This is a genomic window from Aliihoeflea sp. PC F10.4, assembly GCF_054612275.1.
In genome coordinates this window covers 3,965,773-3,982,630 of record NZ_JBTSWH010000001.1, presented here as the reverse complement: position 1 = coordinate 3,982,630, position 16,858 = coordinate 3,965,773, and the positions used below count along the sequence as shown (strand labels likewise).

Annotated in this window: 17 protein-coding genes; 12 read left to right on the top strand and 5 right to left on the bottom strand. The window is 62.5% G+C overall.

Annotated features, from left to right (window positions below; genetic code table 11):
* Nucleotides 1-79: 79 nt before the first annotated feature.
* On the top strand, nucleotides 80-1,114 hold the full coding sequence (locus ACX82Z_RS19955; RefSeq protein WP_459590839.1) for a LacI family DNA-binding transcriptional regulator: 1,035 nt from the start codon (nucleotides 80-82) through the stop codon (nucleotides 1,112-1,114).
* Nucleotides 1,115-1,118: 4 nt separating this feature from the next.
* On the opposite strand, the gene ACX82Z_RS19950 is transcribed toward ACX82Z_RS19955, so the two are convergent.
* Nucleotides 1,119-1,325, bottom strand: a complete 207-nt coding sequence (locus ACX82Z_RS19950) for a DUF1737 domain-containing protein (protein WP_459590838.1) — start codon at nucleotides 1,323-1,325, stop codon at nucleotides 1,119-1,121.
* Nucleotides 1,326-2,210, bottom strand: coding sequence for an HpcH/HpaI aldolase/citrate lyase family protein (locus ACX82Z_RS19945; protein ID WP_459590837.1), 885 nt, complete (start codon nucleotides 2,208-2,210; stop codon nucleotides 1,326-1,328). It abuts the gene before it with no gap.
* A 121-nt stretch (nucleotides 2,211-2,331) separates the two neighbouring features.
* Here ACX82Z_RS19945 and ACX82Z_RS19940 point away from each other — a divergent pair, with 121 nt between their 5' ends.
* The gene (locus ACX82Z_RS19940; RefSeq protein WP_459590836.1) at nucleotides 2,332-2,490 is read left to right on the top strand and encodes a DUF3309 family protein; all 159 of its coding nucleotides are present in this window, start codon (nucleotides 2,332-2,334) and stop codon (nucleotides 2,488-2,490) included.
* A 62-nt stretch (nucleotides 2,491-2,552) separates the two neighbouring features.
* Here ACX82Z_RS19940 and ACX82Z_RS19935 read toward each other — a convergent pair whose 3' ends face one another.
* Nucleotides 2,553-3,716 carry an MFS transporter gene (locus ACX82Z_RS19935; protein WP_459590835.1) on the bottom strand — a complete coding sequence of 388 codons (1,164 nt, stop codon included), beginning with the start codon at nucleotides 3,714-3,716 and terminating at the stop codon, nucleotides 2,553-2,555.
* 254 nt (nucleotides 3,717-3,970) lie between these two features.
* On the opposite strand from ACX82Z_RS19935, the gene ACX82Z_RS19930 reads away from it, so the two are divergent.
* Both ACX82Z_RS19930 and ACX82Z_RS19925 read left to right on the top strand, forming a co-directional pair.
* Entirely contained in the window at nucleotides 3,971-4,777 is an 807-nt protein-coding gene (locus ACX82Z_RS19930; protein WP_459590833.1) for an SH3 domain-containing protein, read from the top strand.
* 157 nt (nucleotides 4,778-4,934) lie between these two features.
* Nucleotides 4,935-6,524 carry a gamma-glutamyltransferase family protein gene (locus ACX82Z_RS19925; RefSeq protein WP_459590832.1) on the top strand — a complete coding sequence of 530 codons (1,590 nt, stop codon included), beginning with the start codon at nucleotides 4,935-4,937 and terminating at the stop codon, nucleotides 6,522-6,524.
* Here ACX82Z_RS19925 and ACX82Z_RS19920 read toward each other — a convergent pair whose 3' ends face one another.
* Together ACX82Z_RS19920 and phaR are read right to left on the bottom strand one after the other, a co-directional pair.
* A complete protein-coding gene (locus ACX82Z_RS19920; RefSeq protein WP_459590831.1) occupies nucleotides 6,525-6,914 on the bottom strand; it encodes a hypothetical protein in 390 nt (129 codons plus the stop codon).
* Nucleotides 6,915-6,923: 9 nt separating this feature from the next.
* On the bottom strand, nucleotides 6,924-7,535 hold the full coding sequence (gene phaR, locus ACX82Z_RS19915; RefSeq protein WP_459590830.1) for a polyhydroxyalkanoate synthesis repressor PhaR: 612 nt from the start codon (nucleotides 7,533-7,535) through the stop codon (nucleotides 6,924-6,926).
* Nucleotides 7,536-7,723: 188 nt separating this feature from the next.
* Between phaR and ACX82Z_RS19910 the strand changes: the two genes are divergently transcribed.
* From ACX82Z_RS19910 to ACX82Z_RS19875, 8 genes are all read left to right on the top strand, one after another.
* Nucleotides 7,724-8,911: an acetyl-CoA C-acetyltransferase gene (locus ACX82Z_RS19910; RefSeq protein ID WP_459590829.1), complete on the top strand. Its 1,188-nt coding sequence runs from the start codon at nucleotides 7,724-7,726 to the stop codon at nucleotides 8,909-8,911.
* A 92-nt stretch (nucleotides 8,912-9,003) separates the two neighbouring features.
* Nucleotides 9,004-9,729 (top strand): acetoacetyl-CoA reductase, encoded by a 726-nt coding sequence (gene phbB / locus ACX82Z_RS19905; RefSeq protein ID WP_459590828.1) that lies wholly within the window; start codon nucleotides 9,004-9,006, stop codon nucleotides 9,727-9,729.
* 304 nt (nucleotides 9,730-10,033) lie between these two features.
* On the top strand, nucleotides 10,034-13,111 hold the full coding sequence (locus ACX82Z_RS19900) for a helicase-related protein (protein WP_459590827.1): 3,078 nt from the start codon (nucleotides 10,034-10,036) through the stop codon (nucleotides 13,109-13,111).
* A gap of 16 nt (nucleotides 13,112-13,127) precedes the next feature.
* On the top strand, nucleotides 13,128-13,508 hold the full coding sequence (locus ACX82Z_RS19895) for an RNA-binding S4 domain-containing protein (RefSeq protein WP_459590826.1): 381 nt from the start codon (nucleotides 13,128-13,130) through the stop codon (nucleotides 13,506-13,508).
* Between the two features lie 116 nt (nucleotides 13,509-13,624).
* Nucleotides 13,625-13,963: a ferredoxin FdxA gene (gene fdxA, locus ACX82Z_RS19890; protein WP_459590825.1), complete on the top strand. Its 339-nt coding sequence runs from the start codon at nucleotides 13,625-13,627 to the stop codon at nucleotides 13,961-13,963.
* Nucleotides 13,964-14,407: 444 nt separating this feature from the next.
* A complete protein-coding gene (locus ACX82Z_RS19885; RefSeq protein WP_459590824.1) occupies nucleotides 14,408-14,986 on the top strand; it encodes a CarD family transcriptional regulator in 579 nt (192 codons plus the stop codon).
* Nucleotides 14,987-15,283: 297 nt separating this feature from the next.
* Nucleotides 15,284-16,144: an RNA polymerase factor sigma-32 gene (locus tag ACX82Z_RS19880; RefSeq protein WP_459590823.1), complete on the top strand. Its 861-nt coding sequence runs from the start codon at nucleotides 15,284-15,286 to the stop codon at nucleotides 16,142-16,144.
* 50 nt (nucleotides 16,145-16,194) lie between these two features.
* Nucleotides 16,195-16,845, top strand: a complete 651-nt coding sequence (locus ACX82Z_RS19875) for a thiamine diphosphokinase (protein WP_459590822.1) — start codon at nucleotides 16,195-16,197, stop codon at nucleotides 16,843-16,845.
* The last annotated feature ends 13 nt before the right edge of the window (nucleotides 16,846-16,858 follow it).

Below are 16,858 nucleotides of genomic sequence, written 5' to 3'. Positions count from 1 at the left end.
TTTTTGCGGAAGCCGAACCAATGAAGACTGGTGACGAACTCCACGCCGCACGCTATCTGGCCCGCAGGCGGAACGGCGAATGACAGACAGATTTCCGAAAATCAGGGATGTGGCGATAGCCGCAGGCGTTTCGACCGCAACGGTAAGCCGTTCGCTGTCTGCACCCGACCGCGTGTCGGAGACGACCCGCGCGAGCGTCCTCAAGGCGATCGAGGAAACCGGCTACCGGATCAATCACGCGGCGCGTAATCTGCGCCGCAGGCAGGCCGGCGGCATCGTCGTTCTGGTGCCGAACCTCGCCAACCCGTTCTTTTCGCAAATCCTTTCGGGTATTACCGCCGCAATGGCCACATCCGGCTACAATGTGCTGATCGCCGATACGCGGCCGGCCTCGGACGCAGACCACCGCATCACGGACTATCTCCACAACAACCGCGCGGACGGCCTGATCGTGCTCGACGCCGACCTGCCAGCGGACGTGTTGTCGATCAGTGAGACCACGACCCGTCATCCGCCGATCGTCTTCGCCTGCGAATGGCTGGACAGCGATCCGCGCCCGACCGTCACGATCGACAATGTGGAAGGCGCACGGCTTGCCATCGGCCATCTGGCCGATCTCGGTCATACGCGGATCGGACACCTGATGGGTCCTCCCGACAACATCCTCACCATCACGCGGCGACATGGCGCACGGGCAGCGCTGACCGAACGGGCACTCGAAATCCGTGAGGACTGGTTCTTTACGGGAGACTTCTCGCTCGCGTCGGGCGCGGCCGCCGCGGATCGCTGGCTAGCGCTGGAAGAGCGGCCGAGCGCGGTGTTCTGCGCGTCGGATGCGATGGCTTGCGGCTTTATCGGAGCGCTGCATCAGCGTGGCGTATCGGTACCGCACGATGTGTCTGTTGTCGGTTTCGACGACATCGAGATCGCCGCGCATTTCGTGCCATCGCTGACGACGATCGCGCAGCCCCGCGCGCTGATCGGCGAAACGGCGGCGAGAACGCTGCTCTCTTTGATCGAGACCAGCCAAAACGGGGACGCGACACCCGCGATTTCGCAAACACTTCCCGTTCGTCTGGTCGTTCGCGAGAGCGCCGCGCCGCCGGAAAAGTGAAGCCTTACTGCTCGCCGAGCTTCATCGACGGATCGTATTCGACGCCCGGAACGTCCTTGATCACCGCCTGGCCGCAACGCATCGCCTTGGCTTCAGCGTCATAGGAATAGGTCGGCGATCCATGCAGATGCCAGCCCTTCGCCAGAGCGTTGGACACCTTGTGGCAAAAGCTCGAATCGTCGGGGCCGGTCAACAAACGATAGAGGCGCATTCAGACAGTCTCCTTTTTGCCGGCCCGGGCCAAAAGCCGCTCGGCCTGTTCCAGATGAAGCCGCTCGACCATCCGGCCATCGATCGACAGAACGCCTTTGCCGGCGTTTTCCGGCGCGGAGAATGCCGCGCGGATCGCTTCGGCTTCCCGGATTGCATCCTCGGCGGGTGAAAAAGCCAGACTAGCCGGTGCGACCTGTGCGGGATGGATCAGCGTCTTGCCGTCGAAACCCATATTCGCGGCCTCGCTGCACTCGGCCGAAAACGCGTCCAGATCGCGAAAATCGTTCGAGACGCCGTCGAGAACATCGAGCGAGCCTGCACGCGCGGCCAGCACCATCTGCATCAGCCATGGCGTCAGGTAGCGGCGATCCGGCGTCGAAAGAACGCCCGTATCCTTGACGAGGTCGTTGGTGCCGGCGACGAGGCAGGCGAGCCGCGCGGCATTGTCGCGGCCAAGTTCCGCAATCGCGCCGAGATTGAGCATTGCGCGCGGCGTCTCGATCATCGCCCAAAGCCACAAGGACGGATCGGTCCCAGCACGGTCGAGCATGCGGTCCGCCTCCAGAATGTCGCGCGGGCCATCGACCTTCGGCAGCAGGATCGCATCGGGCTTGGCTTCGCGCACCGCCTTCAGGTCGTCCCGCCCCCATTCGCTGGACAGGGCATTGATGCGGATTACGGTTTCCTTCGAACCCGCGCCGTGTTCGGCGATGAAGGCTACGGCAGCCGCGCGCGCGGCCTTCTTGTCCTGCGGCGCGACGGCGTCTTCCAGATCGATAATGACGGCGTCGCAATCCAAGCTGGCGGTCTTGGCCAGCGCCTTGGCGTTCGTGGCGGGAACGTAGAGAACGGAGCGGCGCGGGCGATAAGGACGGGATGTCATGCAGCTTTGTGGCCGACCGGTGCGGCGCGTGCAAGGGCGGAAGCGGAACCTGCGGGCGGCTTCATGCATTTAGGGCGCAGAACGGGATCATCTCGTTCGAGGAGAGTTGGGGAACCACGTCATGACGCTCGGTACAATTCTGATAATCATTCTGATCCTGATCCTGCTCGGCGCCATACCCGCCTGGCCGCATTCGCGCGGCTGGGGCTATGGCCCGTCCGGCATTCTCGGGGTCGTCCTGGTAGTAGTGCTGATCCTCGTATTGATGGGCCGCATCTAGCGCCCTCTGCGAGACGGAGCACGCCTTCGCCCGGCGGTGAAAACCTGCCGGGCGTTTTGGCTTTATGGGGCCGGCTTTTGGCGATCGGCGATGGACGCGACAGGCGCGAACGCCGCCAGCACCAGGATAAGAACGGCCAATGCCACGAAAATCGGCGCAAACCCTGTCCGCTCGCCGATGAAGCCGATCGCCGAAGGCGCGACGAGGATGCCCGAATAGCCCATCGTGGTCGCCACGCTCATGCCGACGCCGGGCAAAAGGCCCGTCTGGTTGCCGGCAGCCGAAAACGCGATCGGCACGATATTGGCAAGCCCCAGCCCCGCAAGCGCAAAGAAGGCGATGGCAAGATCTGGCGACGGTGACAGCCCAGCCCCCACAAGCCCTGCGCTTGCGATCAGACAGGATGCACGCAGCGTTAAGACCGCGCCGAATCGGTCACGGATCAAATCACCGGAAAAGCGCATGACGGCCATGGCCGCCGAGAACAGTGCGAAAGCGAGGCTGGCCTGTGCAGGACCGGCACCCTGTTCGCGCTGGAGGTAAAGCGCCGCCCAATCGAGAATGGCACCTTCTGGAATCATGCCGAGAAGCGCCGCCAGTCCCAGAAGATAAGGCAACGGCGTCAGCGGCCATCGCACACGCAGCGCTGTCTCGCCTTCGGACGGCTTATCCCGAAACGCAAGACGTGCCACCGCGAGACTCAGGAGCCCGGCCACGATCCCGGCGGCGACTGACTGGGCGAATGCTCCATAAGCTTGCAACAAATATCCGCCCGCCGCCGCCCCGGCAAAACCGCCAAGGCTCCAGAAGCCATGCGACGACGACATGATCGCGCGGTCGAGATGGCGCTCGACGGCGACCGCGTTGGCGTTCATGGCCACGTCCATGCCACCGATCAATGCGCCGAAGCCGAACATGGCAAATGCCGCGACCATGAAATCGGGAGCCAGTACGACCGCCGGCAGGCTGAACGGCATCAAGGCCGCGAAAACAACGAGCGGACGGCGAGAGCCGTGCCTTGCAATGAGGCCGCCGCACCAGGGCATGGCGACAAGCGCGCCAAGACCGAAAACAAGGATCAGCAACCCGAGCCGGCTTTCCGACAGATCGATCCGCTCGGCAAGCGCTGGGATCTGCGGTGCCCAGGCACCGATGACCAGTCCGTTCGCTATAAAGGCCAACGCGACGGCAATACGCGTTGGCGGAAAGGAAAATTCACGTTTCATTACGCACTGCAATACCCAATAAGAGCTATTTTGTTTGTTTGAACCGATTTAAATATTGTGTGTCAAATAATTTTGTTGCGTTGCTGCCCTGTAACAGGTCCGCCGTTTCTTAACGGGCAATTAACCCGGCTCATCACCGCCACAATCGATGTTATGTTGTCGCAAAGAGGGATTCACGAATCTGCTTCGCCGCCTACATCGCCCGCCTGTTCGGCTGCGGCGATCGTGCAAGCAGTAGTTTAGGGTTTGATAGAATGTCCGTAGACACGCCGCGTCGTCGTATCGATTGGAATGGCGAGGGGAACGAACACGAAATCAGTCGGATTTTGAAGCCGAAGAACCTGATGCGCAAGGCAGCAGCGCCTGCCGCCATCTGCCTTGTCGGCCTTGCTCTGGTTGGAGCGCTGGCCGTCGGCCCCGTCGCACGCAGCCTCACCACGACCTCTCCCGACTCAGCCGATACGGCGCAGCAGGCAACGGAGGAAAGCGCCGCCGTTGCTGTCGACGCCGCCCAGCCTGCCGTGGAAACCGTATCCGCCGACGCTACGCCCGCCCCGGTCGCGACTACAGCAGCGCGCATGACCGGCACCGACGCATCCGGGCTTGCCGCCAACGACCCGCGCTGGAGCGCCGACGCGCTTGCGGTCGACGAAAACAAGATGGCCGAGCTTAAAAAGGCCATCGACGAGACCGTCGCGGCCGTCGAGATCGCGGGCACGCTCGGTTCGGACGATGCGCTCTACACCTCGACCATCCCTGCACAGGCGGCTGGATTTGCCCCTGAGCGGCCAGCTATCGCCCCGCGCGAGCGTAGCGCATTCGACGCTGCCCTTTCCGGCACCGGTGAGACGGCTGAAGCTGAGCCGGCGCTCGCAAGCAACCTTCAGCCTGCCAAGGCCAGCCAGTACGTCAACATGCGCTCGGCTCCCGCCGACGATGCGAACGTCGTCGCAGTCGTTCCCGCGAATGCCTCGATCGAGGCCGAAACCGACTGCCGCTGGTGCGAAGTCAGCTATGACGGACAAAAGGGCTATATCTTCCAGTCCTTCATCACGCGCTGATCGGAACGCCCCGCAAGACGGCAATTATCCAGCTTGAGATCTCCAATGAACCCGTCGATTTTCGGCGGGTTTTTTGCGTCTTGCGGGCGGGCCAAATCAATTATTGATCGGTGCGAACCGAACATGCGAACTAAGGTCGCACAAGGGAGACAATCGCATGCGCAACTTCGACCTGCCTGGCCGCTCGGCCGTCTATGCCGAGAACGGAATGGCCGCGACATCGCACCCGCTGGCGACGATGACGGCCCTGTCCGTCCTGAAATCCGGCGGCAACGCGGTCGATGCGGCGATCGCCGCTTGCGCGACGCTTTGCGTGGTCGAACCGCACATGACCGGCATCGGCGGCGACTGCTTCGTCATCCTTGCTGAGCCTGACGGAACGATCCATGCCCTCAACGGCTCGGGACGCGCGCCGATGGGAGCCGATCCGCAACGTTATCGCGACCTTGGCCATGCCAAGATGCCCACATTCGGCGCTCTTGCCGTCACGGTTCCCGGCGCGATCGACGCCTGGGAAAAGCTGTCGCAACGCTTCGGCACCAAAGGTTTCGACGAACTCTTCTCTGACGCGATCCGCTACGGCGAGGACGGCTATGCCGTTCACGGCCGCGTCGCGCTCGACTGGCCGAAGGCGGCCGAATGGCTGGCGAAAGATTCCGGCGCAGCGAGACATTATCTCGTCGACGGCAAGGCGCCCACAATCGGTTCTCGCCACAGCGCCCCGGCGCTGGCGCAAACGTTCCGGGCTATAGCGAAGGACGGAGCAAAGGCCTTCTATCAGGGCGCCATCGGCGCCGAGATCGCGGCGACCGTTCAGGCCGGGGGTGGCTTCATGACGGAAGAGGATCTAGCGGCCGTCTCGGCGGATTGGGTCGACACCATCTCCACGCGCTACGGCGACCTCGACGTGCACGAAATTCCGCCGAACGGGCAGGGCATCACCGCGCTGATCCTGATGCGGCTTCTGGCAAAGCTCGGCGGTGGTGCACTTGCGCCCGATTCGGCCGACCGCGTCCATCTCGAAATCGAGGCAGCGCGCCTCGCCTATTCGGTGCGCGATCACCTTGTCGCCGATCCGGCGACGATGACCGTCACCCCAGCCGAGCTCCTGTCGGATGCCTATATCGACCGGCTCGCCGCCCGCTTTAATCCCGAACGACGCATCGCCGATTTAACGCCGCCGGAAATGCCTTCGTCCGACACCGTCTATCTCACCGTCGTCGATCGCGACCGGCGCGCGGTCTCTTTCATCAACTCGACCTATTACGCGTTCGGTTCGCGGCTGGTCACACCCGTTTCCGGGATCACGTTGCAGAATCGCGGCGCGGGCTTCTCGCTGACCGCCGGCCATCCGAACGAGATCGGTCCCGGCAAGCGGCCGATGCACACCATCATCCCGGCGATGGCGACGCGCGCCGGCAAGGCTGCGATTTCATTCGGCGTCATGGGCGGCGACTATCAGCCGATGGGCCATGCGCATGTGATTTCGAATATGGTCGATCACGGCATGGACCCGCAGGAAGCGATCGATCATCCGCGCATCTTCTGGGGCGACGACGAAGACGTACTGCGGGTCGAAACGGCGATCGGCGAGGACGTCCGTTCCGAACTCGAAAGACGCGGTCACACGGTCCGCGCCGCAGACGCCCCGCATGGCGGCGGCCAGGCGATCGTCATCGATGAGAAGTCCGGCTTCCTGATCGGCGGCTCCGACCCGCGCAAGGACGGCTGCGCGATGGGGTGGTAGTTACGCGCGGGGTATCAACCGGCGCACGATCAGCCAGCAAATACCCGCAGGAATCAGATGCGCGAGCATCATCAATGCCGACACATACCAGTCATCATTCTTGTACCAGACATAAATAATTGCGGTCAGGAACGCTGCCCCTAGCGGCAACCAGAGCGGCGCATAGCCACGAAGTCCAATCGCCGTGCCGGTGATACCGCCGACAAGCAGTGCCTGCAGACCGCCTGCCAAATACCCGAACGGTGACAAGAAGATCGCCGCCATGAAAAGGTGCGGCCCACCCTGGATGCTTGCGATGTTCAGGAGTGCGACGGAAAAACCCAGAACCATAGCGCCGGCGGGTGGTCCGATCAGAACGAAGACAAGAATTGTCAAGAATGCCGGGAACATCGTTCCGGCCTACTTCCCGATTTGGTCGAGCTTGCGCTGCATCGCGGCGATCTGCTCCTTCAGTTCGGAAAGGTCATCGCCGCCCTTGGTCTCGGCAGCGCCATCATCGGCGGGCTTGGCGGCATCGTGACCGCCAGTCACCGGAAAAGGTGTGAACATGCGCATGGCGTTCTGAAAAAGTTCGGCGTTGCGCAGCGCCTGATCTTCCATCGCTTTCAGCGGCGCGGTCATCGGCATCATGCCCATTGGCGACTTGCCGACCGAATCCTTCATCTGCTGGCGAAACCGCTCCTGCTCCTTGGCGAATGCGACCATCGACTGTTCGAGGAAGCTCGGCACGACCATCTGCATCTGATCGCCGTAAAATGCGATGAGCTGGCGCAGGAACGGGATCGGCAGCATGTTCTGCCCGTCGCGATTTTCCAGTTCGAAGATGATCTGCGTCAGAACCGAATGGGTGATGTCCTCGCCCGAGCGCGCGTCCTGAACCGAAAACTCCTCGCCGCGCTTGACCATCTCGGCCAGGTCTTCGAGCGTCACATAGGTACTCGTGCCCGTATTGTAGAGCCGCCGGTTCGCATATTTCTTGATGACCACCGGTTCGTTCTTCTTTGCGGGCATAAGGCTGGCTCCCAGGGATTAACCGACTGTTTCCGCTCGGCAAGCGCAAAGGATATGCGCAAAAGGCAGGCAATTGAAAGCGCTTTGTGCACTGCACGTTTCCTGTTTGCCGGTTTGACTAACGGCGACGAACCGGCAAGAAATGGGCAAAAGCGCCGCTTGCGCGCGTTCTGACCGGAGTAACCTACATGTCCGAGACACATTCCATCGTCGTCGCGAGTGCGGCCCGCACCCCTGTCGGCTCGTTCAACGGCGCATTCGCCGCCGTTCCCGCCCATGAACTGGGCGCAGCCGCCATCAAGGGCGCGCTCGAACGCGCTGGTGTCGACGGCAAAGACGTTGACGAAGTGATCATGGGCCAGATCCTGCAGGCCGGCGAGGGCCAGAACCCGGCACGTCAGGCCGCAATGGCGGCCGGCATTCCGCAGGAAGCTACAGCCTGGAGCCTCAACCAGCTTTGCGGCTCGGGACTTCGCGCCGTCGCCCTCGGCATGCAGCAGATCGCCACCGGCGATGCGAAAATCATCGTTGCGGGCGGGCAGGAATCCATGTCGATGGCTCCACATGCCGCACATATGCGTGCCGGCCAGAAGATGGGCGACTTCAAGATGATCGACACGATGATCAAGGACGGACTGTGGGACGCCTTTTACGGCTATCACATGGGCAACACGGCCGAGAATGTCGCTCGCCAATGGCAGTTGACGCGTGAGGAACAGGATCAGTTCGCGGTCGCCTCGCAGAACAAGGCGGAAGCTGCGCAGAAGGCCGGCCGCTTCAAGGACGAGATCGTCCCGTTCACGATCAAGACCCGCAAGGGCGACGTGGTGGTCGAGGACGATGAATATATCCGCCATGGCGCAACGATCGAAGCCATGCAGAAACTGAAGCCGGCTTTCGACAAGGAAGGCACGGTGACGGCTGCGAACGCGTCCGGCATTAATGACGGCGCGGCCGCCGTCGTTTTGATGAGCGCCGACGAAGCAAAGCGCCGCGGCATCACCCCGCTCGCTCGCATCGTTTCCTGGGCGACGGCCGGCGTCGACCCGCAGATCATGGGCACCGGCCCGATCCCCGCCTCGCGCAAGGCTCTTGAAAAGGCCGGCTGGTCCGTCGCCGACCTCGATCTCGTCGAGGCGAACGAGGCCTTTGCCGCACAGGCCTGCGCCGTCAACAAGGACATGGGCTGGAACCCGGACATCGTGAACGTCAATGGCGGCGCGATCGCCATCGGTCATCCGATCGGTGCATCGGGCGCGCGCGTCTTCAACACGCTGCTCTTCGAGATGAAGCGCCGCGGTGCGCAAAAGGGTCTCGCAACGCTTTGCATCGGCGGCGGAATGGGCGTCGCCATGTGCGTGGAAGCGGTGAACTGAGGGAAACAGGGAGTGGGGAAAGGGAAACAGGGACAAGCAATTCCCTACTTCCTCCTTGCCCGCTCCCCTCATAAAGAAGGGGAGGAGTATTCATGACCACACGCACAGCACTCGTCACTGGCGGCTCGCGCGGCATCGGCGCGGCTATTTCGCAGGCACTGACGGCCGCCGGATACAAGGTCGCCGCGACCTATGCCGGCAATGACGAGAAGGCGAACGCCTTTAGGGCCGAGACGGGCATTCCGGTGTTTAAATGGGATGTTTCGAGCTACGAGGCTTGCAAGGAAGGTATCGCCAAAGTCGAGGCCGAGATCGGGCCGATCGATGTGCTGGTCAACAATGCGGGAATCACGCGGGACGCGATGTTCCACCGCATGACGCCGGATATGTGGAACGAGGTCATCGGCACCAATCTGACCGGCCTGTTCAACATGACGCATCCGGTGTGGAGCGGCATGCGCGAGCGCAAATTCGGCCGGGTCATCAATATCTCGTCGATCAACGGTCAGAAGGGCCAGATGGGGCAGGCGAACTATTCAGCGGCGAAGGCCGGCGATATCGGCTTCACCAAGGCGCTTGCGCAGGAAGGCGCGAAGGCCGGCATCACAGTCAACGCCATTTGCCCCGGCTATATCGGCACCGACATGGTCATGGCCGTGCCGGAAAAGGTGCGCGAGGGCATCATCGCCCAGATTCCCGTCGGGCGTCTGGGCGAGCCGGATGAAATCGCGCGCTGCGTCGTCTTCCTCGCTTCCGACGACGCCAGCTTCATCACCGGCTCGACCATTTCGGCCAATGGCGGCCAGTTCGTCGTCTGAACGTCACCGACAAGCCCGTCTTTCCGCTCCGAAAATGCGTGGAAAGACGGTGCACGACTTGTGGACAACCGGTGGATGAATTGCCGTTGCGTGAACTGGAAGCGGCGCAAAAAGGAACGGAACGAGAACCTGCCGAGTCAGCGATTCGATCCCTTTTCGTTCCAGACTCGTTCCGCTTGGGCGACTGGCGCATGACGTTTCGAAATACTATGTGGGGCGCGCAAGAGGTCCGCCCATTCACTTGGCGGAGCCGGGGTGCTAACCGTTCCCGACATTCCGTCGGCCAAAAGGCCTTTTTGGATAGATGAACATTCAGCCTCGCCCGTCGCAGCCTTTGATCGTTTCCGGCCGCGACGTCACCGCGATCCTCGGTCCGACGAACACCGGCAAGACGCATCTGGCGATCGAACGCATGGTCGCCCATGAATCCGGCGTCATCGGCCTGCCTTTGCGCCTGCTCGCGCGTGAGGTCTATACGCGCGTGGTCGAAAAGGTCGGCGCATCGAAGGTCGCGCTGATCACGGGCGAGGAGAAGATCGTGCCGCCCGGCGCGCGCTATTCGGTCTGCACGGTGGAAGCGATGCCGCGCGAGACGGATGCGGCTTTCGTCGCCATCGACGAGGTGCAGCTTGCCGCCGATTTCGAGCGCGGCCACATCTTCACAGACCGCATCCTCAATCTGCGCGGCCGTCAGGAAACACTGCTTCTTGGCGCGGCGACGATGCGCCCGATCCTCGAAAAGCTCCTGCGCGGCGTTTCCGTCGTCACCCGTCCGCGCATGTCGCATCTGGCCTATGCGGGCTCCAAGAAGCTGACGCGCCTGCCGCGCCGCACGGCGATCGTCGCCTTCTCCGCCGACGAGGTCTACGCCATCGCCGAATTGATCCGCCGCCAGCGCGGCGGGGCGGCTGTGGTGCTCGGCGCGCTCAGCCCTCGCACGCGAAACGCACAGGTCGAGCTCTACCAGTCCGGCGATGTCGATTACCTCATCGCCACCGACGCGATCGGCATGGGTTTGAATCTCGATGTGGACCATGTCGCCTTCGCACAGAACCGCAAATTCGACGGCTTCCAGTATCGCGAATTGACGCCTGCCGAGTTCGGCCAGATCGCCGGGCGGGCCGGACGTCACCTGCGCGACGGCACCTTCGGCGTGACCGGCCGGGTCGATCCTTTGAGCGACGAACTGGTCGAGCGCATCGAGGCGCATAATTTCGACAGCGTGAAAGTGCTTCAATGGCGTAGCGCCGTGTTCGATTTTTCCTCGATCGACGCCCTGAAGCGCTCGATCGACGCTCCACCACCTCTGGAAGGCCTGGCGCGCGCCCTTCCGGCGGTCGACGCCAAGGCGCTCGACATTCTGGCGCAGGACGATCGCGTACGCGCGTTGGCTGACACGCCCGAACGCGTGGCGCTTTTGTGGGATGCGTGCGCCCTGCCCGACTATCGCCGCATCGCGCCCGCACAGCATGCCGAACTGATCCGGTCGATCTTCATCGACCTTGCGACCAAGAGGTATGTCGATGCCGATTATATGGCCGAGCAGGTTCACCGTGCCGACGCCACGAGCGGCGACATCGACGCGCTCTCTCACCGGATCGCTCAGATTAGGACCTGGACTTTTGTTTCGAACCGGCCGGGATGGCTTGCCGATCCGGTCTATTGGCAGGAAAAAACACGCGATATCGAGGACAGACTGTCCGATGCGCTCCACGAACGATTGACGAAACGCTTCGTAGACCGCAGGACATCGGTGCTGATGCGGCGCTTAAGAGAAAATAGCATGCTTGAAGCTGAAATTAATCCGGCCGGCGACGTTTTGGTCGAAGGCCACCATGTGGGCGAATTGCAAGGCTTTCGCTTTACCGCCGACCAGAAGGCGGAAGGCGAGGACGCCAAGGCCGTGCGCGCTGCTGCGCAAAAGGTGCTTGCGAGCGAATTCGAGGCACGCGCCGAACGGTTCGCGGCGAGCGGCAATTCCGACTTCGCGCTGACGGCCGATGGCCTCGTGCGCTGGATCGGCGCGCCCGTCGCGACATTGACGGCAGGCGACGAGGCATTGCGCCCGCGGGCAATTCTTCTTGCCGACGAGCAATTGACCGGTGCGGCGCGTGACAAGGTCGCCGCCCGCATCGACCGTTTCGTCAACTATCAGATCGAGACGGCGCTGAAGCCGCTTTTCGACTTGACCGCGGCCGAGCAACTTTCGGGCATGGCGCGCGGCATCGCGTTCCAGCTCGTTGAGAATTTCGGCCTCCTGAACCGCCGCGACGTGGCCGAGGACGTGCGCGGGCTCGATCAGGACGCACGCGCCGCGCTGCGTCGTCTGGGCGTGCGCTTCGGCGCATTCCATGTCTTCATCCCCGCGCTGTTGAAGCCCGGCCCGGCCGGCATCGTCACGCTGCTCTGGGCGCTGAAGAACGACGGCAAGGACAAGCCCGGCTTCGGCGATGTGGTCAACGCACTCGCCTCGGGCCGCACCTCGCTCGTGATCGATCAGGCGATCGACAAGGATTTCTACAGGCTCGCCGGCTACCGCAATCTTGGCCGGCGCGCGGTGCGCGTCGATATTCTCGAGCGCCTCGCCGATCTCATTCGCCCTGCGCTTGCCTGGAAGGCAGGCGTCGGCCCCCGTCCTGACGGTGCATTCGACGGCAACGCCTTCATCGTCACACCCGCCATGATGTCGATCCTCGGTGCGACCGCCGAGGACATGGACGAAATCCTGAAGGGTCTCGGTTATCGCGGCGACGTCAAACCGGAAGAAGAAGTAAAGGCGAAGCTCGACGCGTTCGACGCCGAGGCGAAAGCCAAGGCAGAACCGGCGCAACCAGCGGAGGAAGCTGCCGCTTCGAGCGAGCCGGCGGATGAACAGGGTGACGTCGAGCCTGCCGAACCGGCCAGCGCAGAAGCGCCCGAACCTGTGGCTGCCGCTGACCAGCCCGCGCAGACCGAAAGCGTCGATGAGGCTTCGCCGGACACATCGGTGGAAGATGCGTCTTCCGAAGACGTCGCAACCGAGCCGGAAGAACCCAAGACGATCACCATCTGGCGGCAGGGCCGGTTCGACGGGCGCCCGCGCCGCGAGCAAGGTAACCGCAACCCGCGCGGAGACCAGCGCCGTCAGGGCGGCCGCTCCGACGAGGCGAACAACGCAGACGGCGAAAAGCGCAGCTTCCGTGGCAAAGGCCGCGAGGACCGGCGGGATGGGGCCAAGGGGCCGCGCAAGGGTAACAAGCCGCACGGCGGCCGGGATGCCAGACCGGGCGGCGCAGAGCGCCGCTGGGAAGCCAAAGCCCCGCGCGAAGCCAAGCCGGCGAAGATCGATCCCGATTCACCCTTCGCCAAGCTCGCCGCGCTCAAGGACCAGTTGAAGAAATAGGGAACCGGCATTCGGAATGACCGACGTCGCGCGCCAGCGCATCGATAAATGGCTCTTCTTCACCCGCGCGGTGAAGTCGCGCTCGCTGGCGGCGAAGATCGTTCAGGCCGGCAAGGTCCGGCTCAACCGCGAGAAGATCGATCACGCGGCACAGAACGTGAAGCCGGGCGACGTGCTGACAATCACGCTCGATCGGCGCATTCTCGTTTTGAAAGTGTTGCTGCCGGGAACGCGCCGTGGTCCGGCGGAAGAAGCGCGCACGCTTTACGAAGACCTGTCGCCGCCTTCGGAAGCGCGACCGCCCACTGATGCCCCGGTTGCCGAACGCGATCCGGGCACGGGCCGACCGACGAAGCGCGAGCGCCGGGAGATCGATCGGTTCGAAGGTCGCGGGTAGAAATCCATTCCGCTCCGCGCCTTTGTGGCGCATTCGCCGCCTCTTGCCACATGGCAAGCGAGCGGCTACCTGACCACTCGATAAGACTTGACGCCTGGAAGGCCGGAGCCGGCACGATGACCTATCTCGTCACCGACAATTGCATCAAATGCAAATACATGGACTGCATCGAGGTATGTCCCGTCGACTGCTTCTATGAAGGCGACAACATGCTCGTCATCCATCCTGACGAATGCATCGATTGCGGCGTGTGCGAACCGGAATGCCCGGCCGACGCGATCAAGCCGGATACGGAACCGGGCCTCGACAAGTGGCTCGAGATCAACACCGAATATGCCCAGAAATGGCCGAACATCACGGCTAAAAAGGAACCGCCGGAAGACGCCAAGACGTTCGACGGTGAAGAAGGCAAGTTCGAGAAATACTTCTCGCCGGAGCCCGGCACGGGCGATTAATTCGGCAAATGATCGAAACGGGACGCACCTGACGTTCCGTCCAGGTGATGAACGCCTTGTTTGTCCTGGAGACGATCTTGTATCGTTCGACCAAAGACGCTTGCGGCATCATGCCGCAGCGCAGCGAATCATTTGCAAGGGATGCGGTGCCGCGGCGCGGCGCTTAGTCCAAATGGTTGATTCTGTCCACATTTTGTGTTACACATTTACGAAATGCCGGTGACAAACGTCGATTCATTGCGCAAGCGCACAAATCACTGAGAGGCGGAATCATATACGGACCAGGGCGATCTGGGCCGCAGTCAACTCATTCGGGTGGACTTGGCCGCTTTTGCTCCCGGAACGGACCTCCGCATTTGTCCCGACACCATGCTGGCCGAAGTTCGGCCATTCCGGATGACCGGTCCTGAAGAGGCCGGTATCGCAACAGGGAGTATCTGGCGTATGGCAACCCCACAGAAGAAGTCCGCGGCACGTCAAGGTTTCAAGACCGGCGAATACATCGTCTATCCCGCTCATGGCGTCGGCCAGATCACCGCGATCGAGGAGCAGGAAGTTGCGGGCCACAAGCTGGAACTCTTCGTCATCGACTTCCAGAAAGACAAGATGCGCCTCAAGGTGCCGGTCGCCAAGGCGACGTCGATCGGCATGCGCAAGCTCTCCGAGACCGACTATGTCGATCGTGCGCTCAAGGTGGTTCAGGGCCGCGCGCGCGTAAAGCGCACCATGTGGTCGCGCCGTGCGCAGGAATACGATGCGAAGATCAATTCGGGCGACCTCATCTCCATTTCGGAAGTCGTTCGCGACCTTTACCGCGCTGAAAACCAGCCCGAGCAGTCCTATTCCGAACGTCAGCTTTATGAGGCTGCGCTCGACCGCATGGCGCGCGAGATCGGCGCGGTCAACCGCGTGTCGGAGACCGAGGCCGTGCACCTCATCGAGCTCAACTTGAACAAGGGCCCGAAGCGCGGCGCCAAGGCGGACAACGAAGAAACCGAGACCGAGCAGGAAGAAGCCGCATAAAGCGGAGCTTCCCCAAACGTTTCGAAAGACCCGGCCATCGCGCCGGGTCTTTTCGTTTCAAATGCCAGCGATCGCGGCATCCAAACAAAAGCTCAACCGAAAGCGACATTGTCGGCATTGCGGCAAATTCACGGCAGCTATGGAACCTGAGGATGCATTCGGCGTTCAGTCCCCGGGCGCGCCATGGCGCATCTCCTCGGTAATGACCGGCCGGAACGGAACGTCTCGATGATCCGCTATCTGGCGCAGGCCGTACCGACGACAAGGGTAGGCTGAAAAAATCGGGAGCGGCCGGATATGGATAACAGCTCTAGAAGGTCGATGATCCGCGCGGCCATGAAGGCGCCCTACCTCGAACGCGACGAGGAATTGGAACTGGCGATCCAGTGGAAGGAGAACCGGGACCAGCAGGCGCTGCACAGGATCACCACCGCGCATATGCGCCTTGTGATTTCCATGGCTTCGAAATTCCGGCACTTCGGATTGTCGATGAGCGATCTCATTCAGGAAGGCCATGTCGGACTGCTCGAAGCGGCCGCCCGGTTCGAACCGGAGCGCGAGGTTCGGTTCTCGACCTATGCGACCTGGTGGATCAGGGCATCCATGCAGGACTATATCCTGCGCAATTGGTCGATCGTGCGCGGTGGAACGTCGTCGGCGCAAAAGGCGCTTTTCTTCAATCTGCGCCGTCTTCGCGCCAAGCTTCAAAGCGGCCCGGAACTGATATCGAACGCAGATCTTTATCGCCATGTCGCTCTGGCGCTCGGCGTCAACGAGGCAGACGTGGCGATCATGGACGCGCGCCTTTCCGGTTCCGATACGTCTCTCAACGCGCCGGTCGTGGAAGATTCGTCGGGAAGTTCCGATCGGATGTCACTCCTTCCCTCCGACGCGCCATTGCCGGACGAGGTCGTGACCGACACGATCGACGGCGAGCGGCGGACCAAATGGCTGTCCGGTGCGTTGACGGCGCTCAATCCGCGCGAACTGAAGATCATTCGCGAACGCCGCCTGCGTGAAGACGGCGCAACTCTTGAATCGCTTGGCGAGCGCCTCGGAATTTCGAAGGAGCGCGTACGCCAGATCGAAAGCCGCGCACTAGAGAAGCTGCGCACGGCGCTGGTCGACGGCAACCCGGAAATGGCTGCGACGGCCTAATTTTCCCGGCTCGCTTCCGCTATCGCCTTTGTCTTGATACACGGCGCATCATGAATGCGCCTTCCACACATTTTGCGATCCTGCTTGGCGGTGAGGTCGTGCCGACCGATCGCCTAGCGCGACAGATTGCCGGATGCCGCGTGATTGCGGCGGATTCAGGCATGCGTCATTCGTCGGCCCTGGGCCTTCGCCCTGAATTGTGGACGGGGGATTTCGATTCCGTCGATGCCAAGCTGAGCGCCGCCTTGCCCGACATCGAGCGCGAAGTCTTCCCCCCAGCGAAAGATTTGACCGACGGCGAAATCGCGGTCGAAGCGGCGCTGGCGCGCGGCGCAACGGCGTTGACGCTTGTCGGCGCGTTCGGCGGCCCGCGTGCCGACCATGCCTTTCTTCATCTCGCGCTCGCGATCCGGTTATCTGAGGACGGCCTCGACGTACGGCTGACGACCGGGGTCGAGGAGGGCATTCCTCTCGCACACCGTGAGCAGAATTTCGACTTCGCCCCCGGCACGCTCTTTTCGGTCCTGGCCATGAGCGAACTCGAAGGGCTGACGCTGACAGGCGCGCGCTGGCCGTTAGAGGCCCGCCATGTGCCGTTCGGCTCGTCGCTCACACTCTCCAACGAGGTCGTCGGCAACCTCTCCGTCTCCCTTCAGAGCGGCCGTGCGATCCTCGTCGCTCATCCGCTCGGCACCGCCTGACTGGTCCTGATAA